This is a genomic window from Streptomyces sp. NPDC097640 (assembly GCF_040302705.1).
Lineage (GTDB): Bacteria > Actinomycetota > Actinomycetes > Streptomycetales > Streptomycetaceae > Streptomyces.
The window spans coordinates 1-15,543 of record NZ_JBEOSB010000055.1 but is presented as its reverse complement, the minus strand read 5'-3'; the positions used below and the strand labels follow the sequence as shown (position 1 = coordinate 15,543).

Annotated in this window: 14 protein-coding genes; 8 read left to right on the top strand and 6 right to left on the bottom strand. The window is 74.0% G+C overall.

Going from position 1 to position 15,543, the window contains the following annotated elements:
* Positions 1-110: 110 nt before the first annotated feature.
* From ABTY62_RS46540 to ABTY62_RS46530, 3 genes are all read right to left on the bottom strand, one after another.
* Entirely contained in the window at positions 111-746 is a 636-nt protein-coding gene (locus tag ABTY62_RS46540) for a TetR/AcrR family transcriptional regulator (RefSeq protein WP_352135465.1), read from the bottom strand.
* Positions 743-1,630: a sugar phosphate isomerase/epimerase family protein gene (locus ABTY62_RS46535; protein ID WP_352135476.1), complete on the bottom strand. Its 888-nt coding sequence runs from the start codon at positions 1,628-1,630 to the stop codon at positions 743-745. The genes ABTY62_RS46540 and ABTY62_RS46535 overlap by 4 nt, the downstream gene beginning before the upstream one ends.
* An 87-nt stretch (positions 1,631-1,717) precedes the next feature.
* Entirely contained in the window at positions 1,718-2,647 is a 930-nt protein-coding gene (locus tag ABTY62_RS46530; protein WP_352135464.1) for a Ppx/GppA family phosphatase, read from the bottom strand.
* 94 nt (positions 2,648-2,741) lie between these two features.
* On the opposite strand from ABTY62_RS46530, the gene ABTY62_RS46525 reads away from it, so the two are divergent.
* On the top strand, positions 2,742-3,677 hold the full coding sequence (locus ABTY62_RS46525) for a DUF3109 family protein (protein ID WP_352135463.1): 936 nt from the start codon (positions 2,742-2,744) through the stop codon (positions 3,675-3,677).
* Between the two features lie 212 nt (positions 3,678-3,889).
* Here ABTY62_RS46525 and ABTY62_RS46520 read toward each other — a convergent pair whose 3' ends face one another.
* The gene (locus ABTY62_RS46520) at positions 3,890-5,863 is read right to left on the bottom strand and encodes a BACON domain-containing protein (RefSeq protein ID WP_352135462.1); all 1,974 of its coding nucleotides are present in this window, start codon (positions 5,861-5,863) and stop codon (positions 3,890-3,892) included.
* A gap of 194 nt (positions 5,864-6,057) precedes the next feature.
* Between ABTY62_RS46520 and radA the strand changes: the two genes are divergently transcribed.
* Complete coding sequence (gene radA, locus ABTY62_RS46515; RefSeq protein WP_352135461.1) at positions 6,058-7,485, top strand: DNA repair protein RadA; 1,428 nt, start codon at positions 6,058-6,060, stop codon at positions 7,483-7,485.
* Positions 7,486-7,722: 237 nt separating this feature from the next.
* Positions 7,723-8,781: a DNA integrity scanning diadenylate cyclase DisA gene (gene disA / locus ABTY62_RS46510; protein WP_352135475.1), complete on the top strand. Its 1,059-nt coding sequence runs from the start codon at positions 7,723-7,725 to the stop codon at positions 8,779-8,781.
* Positions 8,782-8,990: 209 nt separating this feature from the next.
* Here disA and ABTY62_RS46505 read toward each other — a convergent pair whose 3' ends face one another.
* Positions 8,991-9,845 (bottom strand): hypothetical protein, encoded by an 855-nt coding sequence (locus tag ABTY62_RS46505; protein WP_352135460.1) that lies wholly within the window; start codon positions 9,843-9,845, stop codon positions 8,991-8,993.
* A 134-nt stretch (positions 9,846-9,979) separates the two neighbouring features.
* Positions 9,980-10,663, bottom strand: coding sequence for a response regulator (locus ABTY62_RS46500; RefSeq protein WP_352135459.1), 684 nt, complete (start codon positions 10,661-10,663; stop codon positions 9,980-9,982).
* 179 nt (positions 10,664-10,842) lie between these two features.
* Between ABTY62_RS46500 and ABTY62_RS46495 the strand changes: the two genes are divergently transcribed.
* The 5 genes from ABTY62_RS46495 to cseC all read left to right on the top strand — a co-directional run bounded on the left by ABTY62_RS46495 (position 10,843) and on the right by cseC (position 15,484).
* Positions 10,843-11,796: an HhH-GPD family protein gene (locus tag ABTY62_RS46495; protein WP_352135458.1), complete on the top strand. Its 954-nt coding sequence runs from the start codon at positions 10,843-10,845 to the stop codon at positions 11,794-11,796.
* Between the two features lie 239 nt (positions 11,797-12,035).
* Positions 12,036-12,728 carry a SigE family RNA polymerase sigma factor gene (locus ABTY62_RS46490; protein ID WP_352135457.1) on the top strand — a complete coding sequence of 231 codons (693 nt, stop codon included), beginning with the start codon at positions 12,036-12,038 and terminating at the stop codon, positions 12,726-12,728.
* 50 nt (positions 12,729-12,778) lie between these two features.
* Positions 12,779-13,465 (top strand): hypothetical protein, encoded by a 687-nt coding sequence (locus tag ABTY62_RS46485; protein ID WP_352135456.1) that lies wholly within the window; start codon positions 12,779-12,781, stop codon positions 13,463-13,465.
* A gap of 9 nt (positions 13,466-13,474) precedes the next feature.
* Entirely contained in the window at positions 13,475-14,179 is a 705-nt protein-coding gene (gene cseB, locus ABTY62_RS46480; RefSeq protein ID WP_311727195.1) for a two-component system response regulator CseB, read from the top strand.
* A 6-nt stretch (positions 14,180-14,185) separates the two neighbouring features.
* Positions 14,186-15,484: a two-component system sensor histidine kinase CseC gene (gene cseC, locus ABTY62_RS46475; protein ID WP_352135455.1), complete on the top strand. Its 1,299-nt coding sequence runs from the start codon at positions 14,186-14,188 to the stop codon at positions 15,482-15,484.
* Positions 15,485-15,543: the final 59 nt, after the last annotated feature.

Here is a 15,543-nt window from a genome sequence, read left to right as displayed (position 1 = left end):
CCCGGGAAACGGACGGACCGTCCGGATCCCAAGACGCGCGGCTCATTCCTCGGGCAGCCCCTGTGCTGACCCCGGGCTGCTCAGCGCATCGAGGTGGCTCAGCCCTCGGCTCAGTCCTCGGCCATGTAGCGCTGGAGCGTCGGCCCCACCATGGCGATGATGTCCTCCACCGGCGCGGAGGCCATCGGCTCCATCCGGACCACGTACCGCAGCATCGCGATCCCGATGATGTGCCCGGCCGCCAGCTGCGCCCGGAACTCCGGGTTCGGCACATCCAGCTCGTCCGCCATCCGCAGCAGCAGCCGGCGCTCGATCATGCCCCGCAGGACCGCGGCCGCCGCCTCGTTGGTCAGCGCGGAGCGCATCACGGCCAGCAGCGGCAGGCGGGTGACGGGGTTCTCCCAGACGCCGAACATGAAGCGGGCCATCCGCTCGCCCGCCCCGTCCCGGCTGCCGCCGTGCACCGCGTCAGGGGCGCCCATGGTGGGCGCGAAGATCAGCTCGACGGCCGCCCCGAAGATCTGGTCCTTGGTGCCGAAGTAGTGGTGGACCAGGGCCGGGTCCACCCCCGCGGCCTTCGCGATGCCGCGGATCGAGGTCTTGTCGTAGCCACGCTCGGCGAACTCGTTGCGCGCCGCGGTCAGGATCCGGTCGCGGGCGGCGGGGACGTCGGCGGCGCCCTCGGCACGGGGCGGACGGCCGCGGCGGCGCGGAGCGGGGGACTGCGCGGGCAGGGCCGGGGTCACGGGCCGGGCACCGCCCCGGTGGACGAGGCGGGCGAGTCCGGCGCGGCGGCCGGGCCCGCTGAACCGGCCGCGCCCGGTGCGGCGGCCGCGTTCGCCGAGGCGAGATGGAGCCGGGTGAAGGCCAGCGCCTCCGCCAGGTCGGCCTCGCGCTCGGCCGTGGACATGGCCCGCCGGGTGTTGACCTCGACCACCACATTGCCGTCGAAGCCCGTCGTGGCCAGCCGCTCCAGCAGCTCGGCGCACGGCTGGTTGCCGCGCCCCGGCACCAGGTGCTCGTCCTTGTTGGAGCCCATGCCGTCGGCGAGGTGGAGGTGGGCCAGCCGGTCGCCCATCCGGTCCACCATGCCGAGCGCGTCCGTACGGGCGGTCGCCGTGTGCGAGAGGTCGATCGTGAAGTGGCGGTAGTCGTCGTGGGTGACGTCCCAGTCGGGCGCGTACGCGAGCATCTCCCGGTCGCGGTAGCGCCACGGATACATGTTCTCGACAGCGAACCGCACATCCGTCTCGCCCGCCATCCGCCAGATTCCGCGTACGAAGTCCCTGGCGTACGCGCGCTGCCACCGGAAGGGCGGGTGGACGACGACGGTGGAGGCGCCGAGCTTCTCGGCGGCCGCCTTCGCGCGCTGTAGCTTCACCCACGGGTCGGTCGACCACACCCGCTGAGTGATCAGCAGGCATGGCGCGTGCACCGCGAGAATCGGCACCTCGTGGTAGTCGGAAAGCCGGCGCAGCGACTCGATGTCCTGGCTGACCGGATCGGTCCACACCATGACCTCGACACCGTCGTAGCCCAGGCGTGCGGCGATCTCGAAGGCCGTCGGCGTCGACTCCGGATAGACCGAGGCCGTGGACAGCGCGACCTTCGCATCCGGGATGCGCACCACTGGCTCTGTCACGAGGGACAGGGTACGGCGCTCCTCCGGACGGCTAAACCGCCACCGCTCGCGACGGCGCGAGCGGTGTGAGCGGCATCACCCCGGGAGGTGGTCCAGACGGCGCAGGATGACGCCCTCGCGCAGCGCCCACGGGCATATCTCCAGCGCGTCCACCCCGAACAGATCCATCGCGCCCTCCGCCACCAGCGCCCCGGCCAGCAGCTGCGGCGCCCGGCCCTCGGAGACCCCCGGCAGCTGCTCGCGCTTGTCGACGGGCATGGCGGCCAGCTTCGGCACCCACTGCTCCAGCGACTGGCGGGTCAGCCGGCGCTGTATGTACAGGCCCTCGGTGGAGCGCGCCGCGCCCGCGATCCTGGCCAACTGCTTGAAGGTCTTGGACGTGGCGACCACGTGGTCGGGGGCGCCGTGGCGGCTGAAGTCGCCGACGATCCGGGCGATCTGCGCCCGTACGTGCCGCCGCAGCGCCCGTACCTCCTCGGGGGCGGGCGGGTCGCCGGGCAGCCAGCCGGCCGTCAGCCGGCCCGCGCCCAGGGGCAGCGAGACGGCCGCGTCCGGCTCCTCGTCCAGCCCGTACGCGATCTCGAGCGAGCCGCCGCCGATGTCCAGGACCAGCAGCTTTCCGGCCGACCAGCCGTACCAGCGGCGGACCGCGAGAAAGGTGAGGCGCGCCTCCTCCTCACCGGTCAGGACGCACAGCTCCACCCCGGTCTCCTCGGCGACGCGGGCCAGCACCTCGTCGGCGTTGGCGGCCTCCCGGACGGCGGAGGTGGCGAAGGGCAGCACATCCTCGACGCCCTTGTCCTCGGCGGCCTGAAGCGCCTCCTTGACCACCGCGATCAGGCGGTCGACGCCGTGGGAGCCGATGGCCCCGGCGTCGTCGAGCAGCTCCGCAAGCCGTAGCTCCGCCTTGTGCGAGTGGGCGGGCAGCGGGCGTGCGCCGGGGTGCGCGTCCACCACGAGCAGGTGGACCGTATTCGAACCCACATCCAGGACACCGAGTCTCATGGCCAGAACGCTACTGCGCGGATCACCTGGTCAGGTACGGGTCCCGGCCCTGGCCCGCTCCTCATGAGCAACCGCGTGGGCATACCCTTGGCGCGTGGCAAAGACGAAAAAGGCGAAGCAGGACAAAGTCCGGAAGCGGCGTCCCGAGGCCGGGCAGCAGGCCGTGGCCGACGCTGCCGAGGACGAGCCGGTCATCGCGTTCGCTCCGGACCAGGCGGACGCGTCGGGCAGCCCGGCATCCGCCGACCCTGTGCCGGCCGGCCCTGCGTCCGACGCCGATGACGAGGTCGGCCTGGACTTCGCCCGCGCCTGGGTCGAGTTCCCGGACCCCGCCGACGACGAGCAGGTCTTCCGCTGCGATCTGACCTGGCTGACCTCGCGCTGGACCTGTGTTTTCGGCCAGGGCTGCCAGGGCATCCAGGCGGGGCGTGCGAGCGACGGCTGCTGCACGCTGGGCGCGCACTTCTCGGACGAGGACGACGAGAAGCGCGTCGGCCGCCACGTGGCCCGGCTCACCCCGGACATCTGGCAGTTCCACGACGTGGGGCACGAGACGGGCTGGACCCAGTCCGGCGACGAGGACGACGAGCGCCAGACCCGCCGCTACGAGGGCTCGTGCATCTTCCAGAACCGGCCGGGCTTCAAGGGCGGCGCGGGCTGCGCGCTGCACATCCTGGCGCTCAACGAGGGCCGCGAGCCGCTGGAGACCAAGCCGGACGTCTGCTGGCAGCTGCCGATCCGCAGGTCGTACGCCTGGATCGACCGGCCCGACGACACGCGCGTGCTGGAGATCACCATCGCCGAGTACGACCGGCGCGGCTGGGGCCCGGGCGGCCATGACCTGCACTGGTGGTGCACCTCGGCGACCTCCGCGCACGGCGCCGGTGAGCCGGTGTACGCCTCGTACCGGGCGGAGCTGACGGAGCTCATGGGCAAGGAGGGCTACGACCGGCTGGCCGAGCTCTGCGAGCAGCGGCTGGCCTCCTCGCTCCCCCTGGTGGCCCCGCACCCCGCCGATCCGGCGGGCTAGAACCTGCCCGGCGGATCTTGACGCCTGCGGCGGGCTCGCCCCCACCCCGTCCCTTCCCGGCCCTGGTCGATATGCGGCTCCGCGGCGTGGCAGGGGCTCGACACCGCGGGAAGGGGCGGGTAGGGGAACAGCACCGATATGCGGCTCCGCCGCGCGGCCGTCGGACACCCCCTGGGCCCTGTCTGCGCGGGCGGCCGGGTGAGCCGGGTGGCCTAGGGCTTCGAGTGCTCCGGCCGTGGGCCGGAGGGGGCGCGGGATGGGTCGCTCGTGGTCGGCGTGGGCCCGCCGGGCGAGTCCGAGGGCTCGGGTGTGGGCTCGGGCTCGGCGCCGCGCCCCTCGATCACCACCACCGCCCTCGCCGGACCCACCCTGACCCGCGCGCTCCAGTGCCCGGGCGGCTCGCGGTCCCCGTCCACGGACACGTTGATCGTCGTCGTCTCGCCGGGCCGCAGCACCCCGGCGGTGTGGCTCAGCTGGAGCCAGGGCGCGTCGGCTGCCGCCGACCAGCGCACCGGGGCGCCGCCCGAGGCCCTGAGCCTGATGACCGTGACCTCGCCGCTGGGCTGTGCCTCGACCGTCAGCCGCCCCGGGCCCGGCTCGGTCCGCCCATGGCCCGATCCGGCCCCGGGGCCGGACCCGGACCCCGGCCGGCCGCCCGCGCCGCCGGGCGTGCCCCGCCCGCCCGGCGCCCGCTCGCCCGGCGCGGTGCCGGACCGTTCCGCCTTCCCGTCTCCGTCCCGGTCGCCCTTCCCGTGGCTCTCCCCGGCTCCGCCGACGACTTCCGCGGGCGCGTCCGGCGGCTGTTTACCCGCGGTGCCGCCGCGGCCGGGTTTCAGCCGCGAGCGGGAACGGTCCTGCGCGCTGCCCGCCTGGCCGTACGGGCGGCCGGTCGGCTCGCCGTGGGCGTCGCCTGACCGGTCGGGGGTGCGCTCGGCCGTGCCGTCCGCGTTGGCGGCGGCCACGGAGTCCGTGTCGTGGTCGTCGCCCGCCGTCGGGGTGCCCCGATAGGCGGCCCACAGCGCGAGCACCGGGGCCGCCACCACCGAGGCGACCACCGTCGTGGTGAGCACGCGGCTGCGCAGCCGGCTGCGGCGCGCCGCCTGCTCCTTGGGATCCATGGGGAAGCCCCGCCGGTCGAAGCGCGGCCGGGCGCCCAGGGCGCGCGCCGGGCGCGCGCCCTGGGCGCCCACCATCGCGGCGTACACGGCGGCGCGCGGCGCCTCCAGCACCGGAAGGGCCGCGGGCGCGGCGGCCGTGCCGGGCCAGGGGCCGCCCGCGGTGGCCCGCTCGGCCATCCCGCGACACTCACGGCAGTCGTCCACATGACGTACGAGCTCGCGGCGCAGCGCGGCGGAGAGCAGCACCTGGGTGTCGCCGGCCAGCCGGGAGACGACGGGGCAGTGGCCGAGCTCGACCACGGCGAGCGCGGCGCGCGTCCGCTCCACCTCGCAGGCGGCGCTGGCGAGCAGGGCGCGGGTCTCGTCGCGCTCCTTGCCGAGCGCCGCCGCGACCTCGCTCGGGCTCAGCCGGTGGCGTACGGCGAGCTCCAGCGCCTCGCGCTGCTCGGGGGTCGTCCCGGCGGCCTCGGGCCACGCGAGCGCGGCCAGCTCGCGGCGGCGCCGCGCGGCGGTGGACGAGGCCGGTCCGGCCGGAGGCGCGGACGCGGCCGGGACGCGCCGGTCGCGGTGGCGCCGCTGGGCGGGCACCTCCGTCGGCCGGGGCCGGCCGACGGCGCGCTCGTACTCCTCGGCGCCGGTGGGCCCGTCGGGGACCTTGGCCTCCCCCCGGTCGCCGGGACCGCTCAGGTCCTTCGGGTCCTTCGGATCCTTCAGGTCTTTCAGCTCGGTGAGCTTACGCAGGCAGGCCCAGCGCGCGAGGGCGTAGAGCCAGGGCCGCCGCAGATCGCCCTCGGCGGCCACGCGCCCCCGCCCCCGTCCCCGGCCGTGCTGCCGCTCGGCGACGGCGAGCGCCTCGCCGAGGGCGGCGGTCGCGGCGTCGTGCTCGCACAGGACCGACAGACAGTACGTGAACAGGCCGTCCAGATACGGTTCGTAGCGCGCCGGGGGATGCTGCGGGCGCGCGGCGGAGGCGCGCGAGGCGCGGCGCGGCGCGCCGGATGCGCGGGACGCACCGGATGCGCCGGGCGCGCCGGGCGAGTGTGTCGAGTGCTCGGGCCTGCTGCTCATCACTCGGCGACGGTAGGCGGATGATGCAGGCTCCCTCGCGCTTCTTGCGCTGTTTTAACCCTTACGGGTGACCATCTCCCTCATAAGGGGACAGGCGCCCTCCCAACGCGCCCCGGATCTGCTAAACGCTGCCCGCCCACGCGTACCACCCGCCCGTGCACACGGCTGTCGGTGCCCGGCGCTAGCGTTACGGCATGGCTGCCCGTAGCTCCTCCCGTTCGTCCGCCAAGGACCGGCCCTCCTACCGTTGCAAGGAGTGCGGCTGGACCACCGCCAAGTGGCTCGGCCGCTGCCCGGAGTGCCATGCGTGGGGCACGGTCGAGGAGTTCGGCGCGCCCGCGGTGCGGACGACCGCGCCCGGCCGGGTCACCTCGGCGGCCCTGCCCATCGGGCAGGTGGACGGCCGTCAGGCCACCGCCCGCTCCACGGGTGTGGACGAGCTCGACCGCGTCCTGGGCGGCGGCCTGGTCCCGGGCGCCGTGGTGCTGCTGGCCGGCGAGCCGGGGGTCGGCAAGTCCACGCTGCTGCTCGACGTCGCCGCCAAGGCCGCCAGCGACGAACACCGGACCCTCTACATCACGGGCGAGGAGTCGGCGAGCCAGGTGCGGCTGCGCGCCGACCGCATCGGCGCGCTGAGCGAGCATCTCTACCTCGCCGCCGAGACAGACCTGTCGGCCGTCCTCGGCCATCTCGACTCCGTCAAACCGTCCTTGCTGGTCCTGGACTCCGTCCAGACCGTCGCCTCCCCCGAGATCGACGGCGCGCCCGGCGGCATGGCCCAGGTCAGGGAGGTGGCAGGGGCGCTGATCCGGGCGTCCAAGGAGCGCGGGATGTCCACGCTCCTGGTCGGCCATGTGACGAAGGACGGCGCCATCGCGGGCCCCCGCCTCCTGGAGCACCTGGTGGACGTCGTGCTGCACTTCGAGGGCGACCGCCATGCCCGGCTGCGCCTGGTGCGCGGTGTGAAGAACCGCTACGGGGCGACGGACGAGGTGGGCTGCTTCGAGCTGCACGACGAGGGCATCACCGGTCTCGCCGACCCGTCCGGGCTGTTCCTCACCCGCCGCGCCGAGCCGGTGCCCGGCACCTGCCTGACCGTCACGCTCGAAGGCCGCCGGCCGCTGGTGGCCGAGGTGCAGGCGCTGACCGTCGACACCCAGATCCCGACGCCCCGCCGCACCACCTCCGGCCTGGAGACCTCGCGGGTGTCGATGATGCTCGCCGTCCTGGAGCAGCGCGGCCGGATCAGCGCGCTCGGCAAGCGCGACATCTACAGCGCCACGGTCGGCGGCGTGCGGCTCTCCGAGCCCGCGGCCGATCTGGCCGTGGCGCTCGCGCTGGCGAGCGCGGCCAGCGACACCCCGCTGCCGAAGAATCTGGTGGCGATCGGCGAGGTGGGCCTGGCGGGAGAGGTGAGGCGGGTCACGGGCGTGCAGCGGCGGCTGTCCGAGGCGGCCCGGCTCGGCTTCACGCACGCTCTGGTGCCCGGCGACCCGGGGAAGATCCCGGACGGCATGCGGGTGGTGGAGGTGTCGGACATAGGGGACGCACTGCGCGTACTGCCCCGCCGCAAGCGGGCCGAGCGGCCCGAACGGACGCCGGAGGAGGCGCCGCGCGGCTGAGGCCCTGCCTGGGTGAACGCGGGCGCGGAAGCCGCGCTCCCGCTCCCGCCCACGGGCGTACGCCGGAGACCCCGGCGGGAGGGCGGTGGCCGCCGGTAGACTTTGCCCTGGTCTCGCCCGTACGTAGCCCGCGCACCGGCACAGCAGGGCGGCCCGCGGCAGCGAATGACCTTGCGACGGAGGAGTGCAGTGGCAGCAGGCGACCGGGCAGCGGCTCCCGGCAAAGCCGACGGTCTGATGCGCGCCTCTCTGAGCGCCGTCGCCCCTGGCACGGCGCTGCGCGACGGCCTCGAGCGCGTCCTGCGGGGCAACACCGGCGGACTGATCGTGCTCGGCACGGACAAGACCGTCGAGTCGCTGTGCACCGGCGGCTTCGTGCTGGACGTGGAGTTCACCGCGACGCGGCTGCGCGAGCTGTGCAAGCTGGACGGAGCGCTGATCCTCGACAAGGACATCGCGAAGATCGTGCGGGCGGGCGTGCAGCTCGTCCCGGATGCCGCGATCCCCACCGAGGAGACCGGCACCCGCCACCGCACCGCGCAGCGCGTCTCCATCCAGACCGGCTTCCCGGTGGTGTCGGTCAGCCAGTCGATGCGGCTGATCGCCCTGTATGTGGACGGTCAGCGCCGCGTCCTGGAGGACTCGGCCGCGATCCTCTCCCGCGCCAACCAGGCGCTGGCCACCCTGGAGCGCTACAAGCTCCGCCTCGACGAGGTCGCGGGCACGCTCTCCGCCCTGGAGATCGAGGACCTGGTCACGGTCCGGGATGTGACGGCGGTCGCACAGCGGCTGGAGATGGTCCGCCGTATCGCCACCGAGATCGCCGAGTACGTGGTCGAGCTGGGCACCGACGGCCGTCTGCTGTCGCTCCAGCTGGACGAGTTGATCGCGGGCGTGGAGCCGGAGCGCGAGCTGGTGGTGCGGGACTACGTGCCCGAGCCCACCGCCAAGCGCACCCGTACGGTCCCCGAGGCGCTGGCCGAGCTGGACCGGCTGACCCACGCCGAGCTGCTCGAACTGGCCAATGTGGCCCGCGCCCTGGGCTACAGCGGCTCCCCCGAGACCCTCGACTCCGCGGTGTCGCCGCGCGGTTTCCGGCTGCTGGCGAAGGTGCCGCGGCTCCCCGGCGCCATCATCGAGCGGCTGGTCGAGCACTTCGGCGGGCTACAGAAGCTGCTGGCGGCGAGCGTGGACGACCTCCAGATGGTGGACGGCGTGGGCGAGGCGCGGGCCCGCTCGGTGCGCGAGGGGCTCTCGCGGCTGGCGGAGTCGTCGATCCTGGAGCGGTACGTCTAGCGGGCGCCCCGGTCCGGCGCCCGGCCCCAGGCCCCGTCCGGGCCTGGGCCCTGTCTCCCCGATCTCTGTGACGGTGACGCCCCCGGCTACCGCTGGGAGGTGCCCCCGCCAGCGGTAGCCGGGGGCGCGTGCGATCGCAAGGCGGAGGGTCGCCCTCGCGGGGGCGCGTGCCAGGCGTCGCGGGCCCGCAGAGATCGGGGAGACAGGGCCTAGCCCTTGTTGAGCACGAACGACACGCGCGCGGTGCCCAGCCCCTCCACCTTCGCCTCGACCAGGTACGTACCGGGCTTGGCCGCCGCGTCGCCCGACGGCTTGGCGCAGTCCTCGGCGCTGCGCTTGCGGTCCCAGTCCACCGTGCGCTTGGTCTGGCCCTTGCCCGCCACCTCGACCAGCACGGACTTGCTGCCCTTCGGGCAGTCGTCGGACGCCCACACATGGTCGTTCTCGGCGTCCGTGATGGTCAGTGACGCCGCCGCGCGGCCGAAGTCCACCTTGCAGGCGCTGTCCGAGGAGTTCTTCACGATGATCTCGAACGTGGGTTCCTCGCCCGGCTCGTAAGTGTTCTTCACCCGCGAGTCCTTGACGCTGCGCACCGTCAGCTCGACCGCGCCCGGGGTGCAGGCGGTCAGGCCGGACCCGGCCGGGACGCTCTGCCCGTCCCCGATGCCGAGGGAGCCGCCGGTCCCGCCGCCGTCGCCGTCCGATCCCGCGGCGGACCCGTCACCTCCGGCGCCGCCCGTGTCGGTGCCGTCCCCGCTGCCGCCGCTGTCGGCGCCACCGGTGTCGTCGCCGCCGGTCCCGGCGTCGTCCGACTCGTCGCGCCCGCCCGGCCGTTGGCTGTTGACGGGCGTGGAGGAGGTGGGCCCCGGGGTGATGGTGCTCGCGGCGCCACCGCCGCCCGACCCCTTGCCCTCGTCCTTTCCACCGCCCCCGCCGGAGCCACCCCAGCCGAAGGCCCAGATGGCGAGCAGGAGGACGAGAATCAGAAAGGCCAGCGCAACAGCCCTCCGCCGCCAGTAAATGGAGGAGGGAAGCGGCCCGATCGGATTGCGCAGAGATCCCACGCGGAAACTCTACGAGAGATCCGCTCCGGTGCCCGCCAATAACCGCCGCTAGCTGCCCTACTTTTCTCATCATCCGACCGGACCCCGACCGGATCCGGGCCGGATCCGGGCCGAATCCACGGAAGAAGCGCGTCCTATCCGCCGTCTCCCGCGTCGGCGACCAGCCCCGCCTCGTACGCCACGATGGCCGCCTGGACGCGGTTGCCGACCTCCAGGCGGTCCAGGACCGCGCTGACGTACCCCTTCACCGTGCCCTCGACCAGGTGCAGCCGCCGCCCGATCTCCGCGTTGGACAGGCCCGCGCCGACCAGGGCCAGCACCTCGCGCTCCCGTGTGGTCAGGACCTCCGTGCGGGCGCGGGCCGCGGCACCGCGCGTCAGGCGCTCGCCGCCGAGTTCGGTGATGACATGGCGGGCCACCTTGGGCGACAGAAACGCCGCGCCGCCCGCCACCGCCCGTACCCCCGCGATGAGTTCGTGCGGGTCGCCGGACTTCAGCAGAAAGCCGGTCGCGCCCCCGCCCAGCGCCCGGGAGATGTACGCGTCCTCGGAGAAGGTGGTGAGCATGGCGACCGCGGTGTCCGGCAGCGTGCGGCGGATCTCCTCGCCCGCGGACAGCCCGTCCAGCCTGGGCATCCTGATGTCGAGCAGCGCGACGTCGGGGCGGTGGGCGCGCGCCGCCTCCACCGCCTCCCGGCCGTCGGCCGCCTCGGCGACGATCTCGATGCCGGGGCCGGCGGCCAGGACGGCCCGTACCCCGGCGCGGATCATGGCCTCGTCGTCCGCGAGCAACACCCTGATCGTCGGCTCGTTCCCCATCCGCATCCCCCTCCGCACCCGCCATCCCTTTCGCTGCCGTTCAGCGGACTCAGACGCTACAAGCGGACGTACGTCGCCGCCCCTGACGAAAGTCAGACCCGCCGGCCGGGCCTGACACGCCACGCGCCGGCCCCGTGGTTTCCGGGGCGGGCGGCCGGCGTGCCAGGATCGTGGGTGACATGACTGCCATCCCCGCCGATTCCAAGCCCTCCGCCGACTCCGCCGAGACCGCGGGCGCAGGCGGCCCGGCCGGCCCCAGCGGGCCGGTCCTCCACAGCGCCGTCATCGACTGGTTCGACGGCCACGCCCGCGATCTGCCCTGGCGCCGCCCCGAGGCCGGTCCCTGGGCCGTGATGGTCAGCGAGTTCATGCTCCAGCAGACCCCGGTGAACCGGGTGCTGCCGGTGTACGAGCAGTGGCTCGCCCGCTGGCCGAGCCCCGCCGACCTGGCCGCCGAGCCGCCCGGCGAGGCGGTCCGCGCCTGGGGGCGGCTCGGCTATCCGCGCCGCGCGCTGCGCCTGCACGGCGCGGCGGTCGCCATACGGGAGCGGCACGGCGGCCGGGTGCCGAGCGACCACGCGGAGCTGCTGGCGCTGCCGGGGGTGGGCGAGTACACCGCGGCGGCCGTGGCCTCGTTCGCGTACGGGCAGCGGCACGCGGTCATGGACACCAACGTCCGCCGCGTCTTCGCCCGCGCGGTCAGCGGCCGGGAGTTCCCGCCGGACGCCACGACCGCCGCCGAGCGCAAGGTGGCCCGCGCCCTGCTCCCCGACGACGAGCCGACCGCCGCCCGCTGGGCCGCGGCCACGATGGAGCTGGGCGCGTTGGTGTGCACGGCGCGCACGCCCCACTGTGTGCGCTGCCCGATCACCGCGCAGTGCGCCTGGCGGGCGGCCGGTTCCCCGGCGCACGACGGGCCGCCGCGCCGCGGTCAGACCTACGCGGGGACGGACCGTCAGGTGCGGGGCAAGCTGCTCGCGGTGTTGCGGGAGGCGGTCGCGCCGGTTCCGCAGGCGGCGCTCGACAGGGTCTGGGACGAGCCGGTGCAGCGGGCCCGCGCGCTGGACGGGCTGGTCGCCGACGGCCTCGTGGAGCCGCTCGACGGCGGGCTCTACCGGCTGCCGCTGAGCTGACCCGCGCGGGCTTCCCTCCCCCGCCCCAAGTCGTTTCTGTGACAAGGCTGTGACAGGGCCACGACCCGACTCTGACACTCCGTCCGAACACCCCCGGCTGTTACACAACCTATGGGTAGCTGTGCATTCGCCGCAGGTCAGATGCACATGGTGTCGCAACAGCCGCTCCGTAGCGTCCTCTTCGTGCTCGGTGACCGCCGGGCACACAGGGTGGGAAAACGGCGGGATGGAGGCTGGCGATGTCCGGCAGCGGCAAGGTTCTGGATTTTGAAGAGTACGTACGCAACCGGCAGGACGCGCTCCTGCGCAGCGCCCGCCGTCTGGTCCCCGACCCGATCGAGGCCCAGGACCTCCTCCAGACCGCGCTGGTGCGCACGTACGGCCGCTGGGACGGGATAGCCGACAAGTCGCTGGCCGACGCGTACCTCCGCCGCGTCATGATCAACACCCGCACCGAGTGGTGGCGCGCCCGCAAGCTGGACGAGGTCCCGACCGAGCAGCTGCCGGACGCGCGGGTCGAGGACGGCACCGAGCAGCACGCGGACCGCGCGCTGCTGATGGACATCCTCGGAGTTCTGGCTCCCAAGCAGCGGAGCGTCGTGGTGCTGCGACACTGGGAGCAGATGACCACGGAGGAGACCGCGGAGGCGCTCGGGATGTCGACCGGCACGGTCAAGAGCACGCTGCACCGGGCGCTGGCCAGGCTGCGGCAGGAGTTGGAGAGCCGCGAGCTTGACGCCCGCGCGCTCGGCCGCCCGGAAGCCCGGGGCGGCGGCCGCGAGGGCGGCCAGGAGGGCGGTCGGGAGAGCAGCCGCGAGGGCGTCCGGGAGGCGCGCCCGCGCCGCCAGATCCCCCGGAACCACCAGATCCGCCAGACCCCGCAGGACCGGCGCCGAGGCCACGAGCGGGGGCAGGATCGGTGCGCGGCCTGATCAAGGCCTCTTCCAGCAAGGAAGCTCCCCGTAAGGACGCTCCACACAGGGTGGCTCCCCGCAGGGCCGCCCTGATCACGGGCGGCGCGGTCGTCGGCTTCGCCGCCGTCGGCGGGCTGGTGCTGGCCGGATGCGGCGACGCCGGCCAGGGCGTGCGCAAGGAGGGGCCGGCCCGTACGTCATGGGCCCCGGACAGCACCGACTCCCCGGAGTCGTATGTCCACGGCACCACCCCCTCCTCGACATCGACCCAGCAGAAGGTCGACGCCGTCGCGCTGGTCAAGAAGGACCCGAAGGTGAGCGAGCACCTGAAGGCGAGCCTCAAGCCGTGCAGCGCGAAGAGCGCCAAGAAGAGCGCGAAGAGGTCGGGGGGCTACCCGGTCGACGTGGCGTACGGCCGGCTCACCGGCTCCACCGCCTCCGATCTGGTGATCAACGTCATGACCTGCTCCGAGGGTTTCGGCATCGGCTCGTACGTGTACCGCAAGGTGGGCGGGACGTATGAGAACGTCTTTATGGACGAGCGCCTGCCCGTCTACGCCGACACTGTCAAGGGCAGCCTCCGCGTCACCAAGTTGATCTACGCCTCGAGTGACTTGGTGTGCTGCCCCTCGCGCCAGGATGTGACGACGTACCGGTGGGCCGACGCGCGTGGGCAGTTTCGCGTGGCCGACCACAAGGTCAGCAATGTGAACGAGGACGAGCTGCCCACGCCCGACGACGGAACGGAAGGCTGAAGTAAGGCCGTGGCCGAAACCCATGTGCTCTTCGTCGAGGACGACGACGTCATCCGCGAGGCCACCCAGCTCGCTCTGGAGCGCGACGGCTTCGTGGTCACCGCCGCGCCGGACGGGCTGACCGGGCTGGAGCGGTTCCGGGCCGACCGGCCTGACATCGCGCTGCTCGACGTGATGGTTCCGGGGCTGGACGGGGTGAGCCTGTGCCGCCGGATCCGCGACGAGTCCACGGTGCCCGTGATCATGCTGTCGGCGCGCGCCGACTCGATCGACGTGGTGCTCGGCCTGGAGGCGGGCGCCGACGACTACGTCACCAAGCCCTTCGACGGCGCGGTCCTGGTCGCCCGGATCCGCGCCGTGCTGCGCCGCTTCGGGCACGCGAGCGGACCGGGCCGGGGCGCGGAGCCGGAGCCCGAAGACCCCGAGGGCGGGGTGCTGCGCTTCGGCGACCTGGAGGTGGACCCGGAGGGGATGGAGGTCCGCCGGGCCGGTCAGCAGGTCGCGCTGACGCCGACGGAGATGCGGCTGCTGCTGGAGTTCTCGGCCGCGCCGGGCACCGTGCTCTCCCGCGACCGGCTGCTGGAGCGGGTGTGGGACTACGGCTGGGGCGGCGACACCCGGGTCGTGGACGTCCATGTGCAGCGGCTCCGGGGAAAGATAGGCCAGGACCGGATCGAGACGGTCCGCGGCTTCGGCTACAAGCTCAGGGGCTGAGCCCGGATGGTGAGGCTCGCTCTGCGCTCCGGACTGCGCTGGAAGGTCAGCCTGGCGATCGCGGCCGTGAGCGCGCTCGTCGCCATCGCGCTGAGCCTCGTCGTGCACAACGCGGCCCGCGTCTCGATGCTCGACAACAGCCGTGCGGTGATGGACGACCGGGTACAGGCCGCCCAGAAGTGGTACGAGAAGTCCGGATACCTCGGCTTCGGCGCGAAACTCGACGACCAGCGGCTTCCCGAGCAGCTGAAGAAGGAGGCCGCGCGCGGGCTGCGCGCCACCTACCTGGGGGATACCGGCGCCGCGGGCCCCGAGGTCTGGGCGTCGGTGCCGCTGCGGGACGGCCGGGTGCTGTCCGTGCACGCCCAGTTCAAGGACCGCGCCAAGATCCTGGGCGACCTGGACCGCGTCCTCGTCCTCGGCGGCGTGTCGGTGGTGCTGGGCGGTATCGCGCTGGGCGTGCTCATCGGCGACCAGCTCTCGCGGCGGCTGCGCAAGGCCGCCACCGCGGCCCGCAAGCTCGCCGAGGGCGACTCCGAGGTCCGGGTGCGGGACGCGATCGGCGGCCGGGTGCGGGACGAGACCGACGACCTGGCGCGCGCGGTCGACGGCATGGCCGAGGCGCTTCAGCAGCGGCTGGAGGCCGAGCGGCGGGTGACGGCCGATATCGCGCATGAGCTGCGCACCCCCGTCACCGGGCTGCTCACCGCCGCCGAGCTGCTGCCGCCGGGGCGCCCGACCGAGCTGGTACGGGACCGGGCGCAGGCGATGCGCCAGCTCGTCGAGGACGTTCTGGAGGTCGCCCGGCTGGACGGCTTCGCGGAGCGCGCCGAGCTCCAGGAGATCGCCCTCGCCGAGTTCGTCACCCGCCGGGTGCGGGTCGCGGCCCCCGACGCCCAGGTCAGCGTGTTGCGCGACGCCCATGTCTCCACCGACCCGCGCCGCCTGGAGCGGATAATCGGCAACCTCCTGGCCAACGCCGCCCGGCACGGCAAGCCGCCCTTCGAGGTCACGGTGGAGGGGCGGGTGCTGCGCGTCCGCGACCACGGGCCCGGCTTCCCCGAGGCGCTGCTGAAGGACGGGCCGAGCCGCTTCCGCACCGGCAGCAAGGACCGGGCCGGGACCGGCCACGGCCTGGGGCTGACCATCGCGGCGGGCCAGGCGCGCGTCCTGGGCGCCCGGCTGACGTTCCGCAACGCGGAGCCGACGGCGGAGGGACGGGAGGGCGCGGTCGCGGTGCTGTGGCTGCCGGAGTCCGCGCCCACCAACACGGGCAGCTTCCCGGTCATCGAGGTGCTGGACTGACCGTTCTGCACAGTACGTAACGCGTGAGGCGCGGCCGGTGCGAGATGCACCGGCCGCGC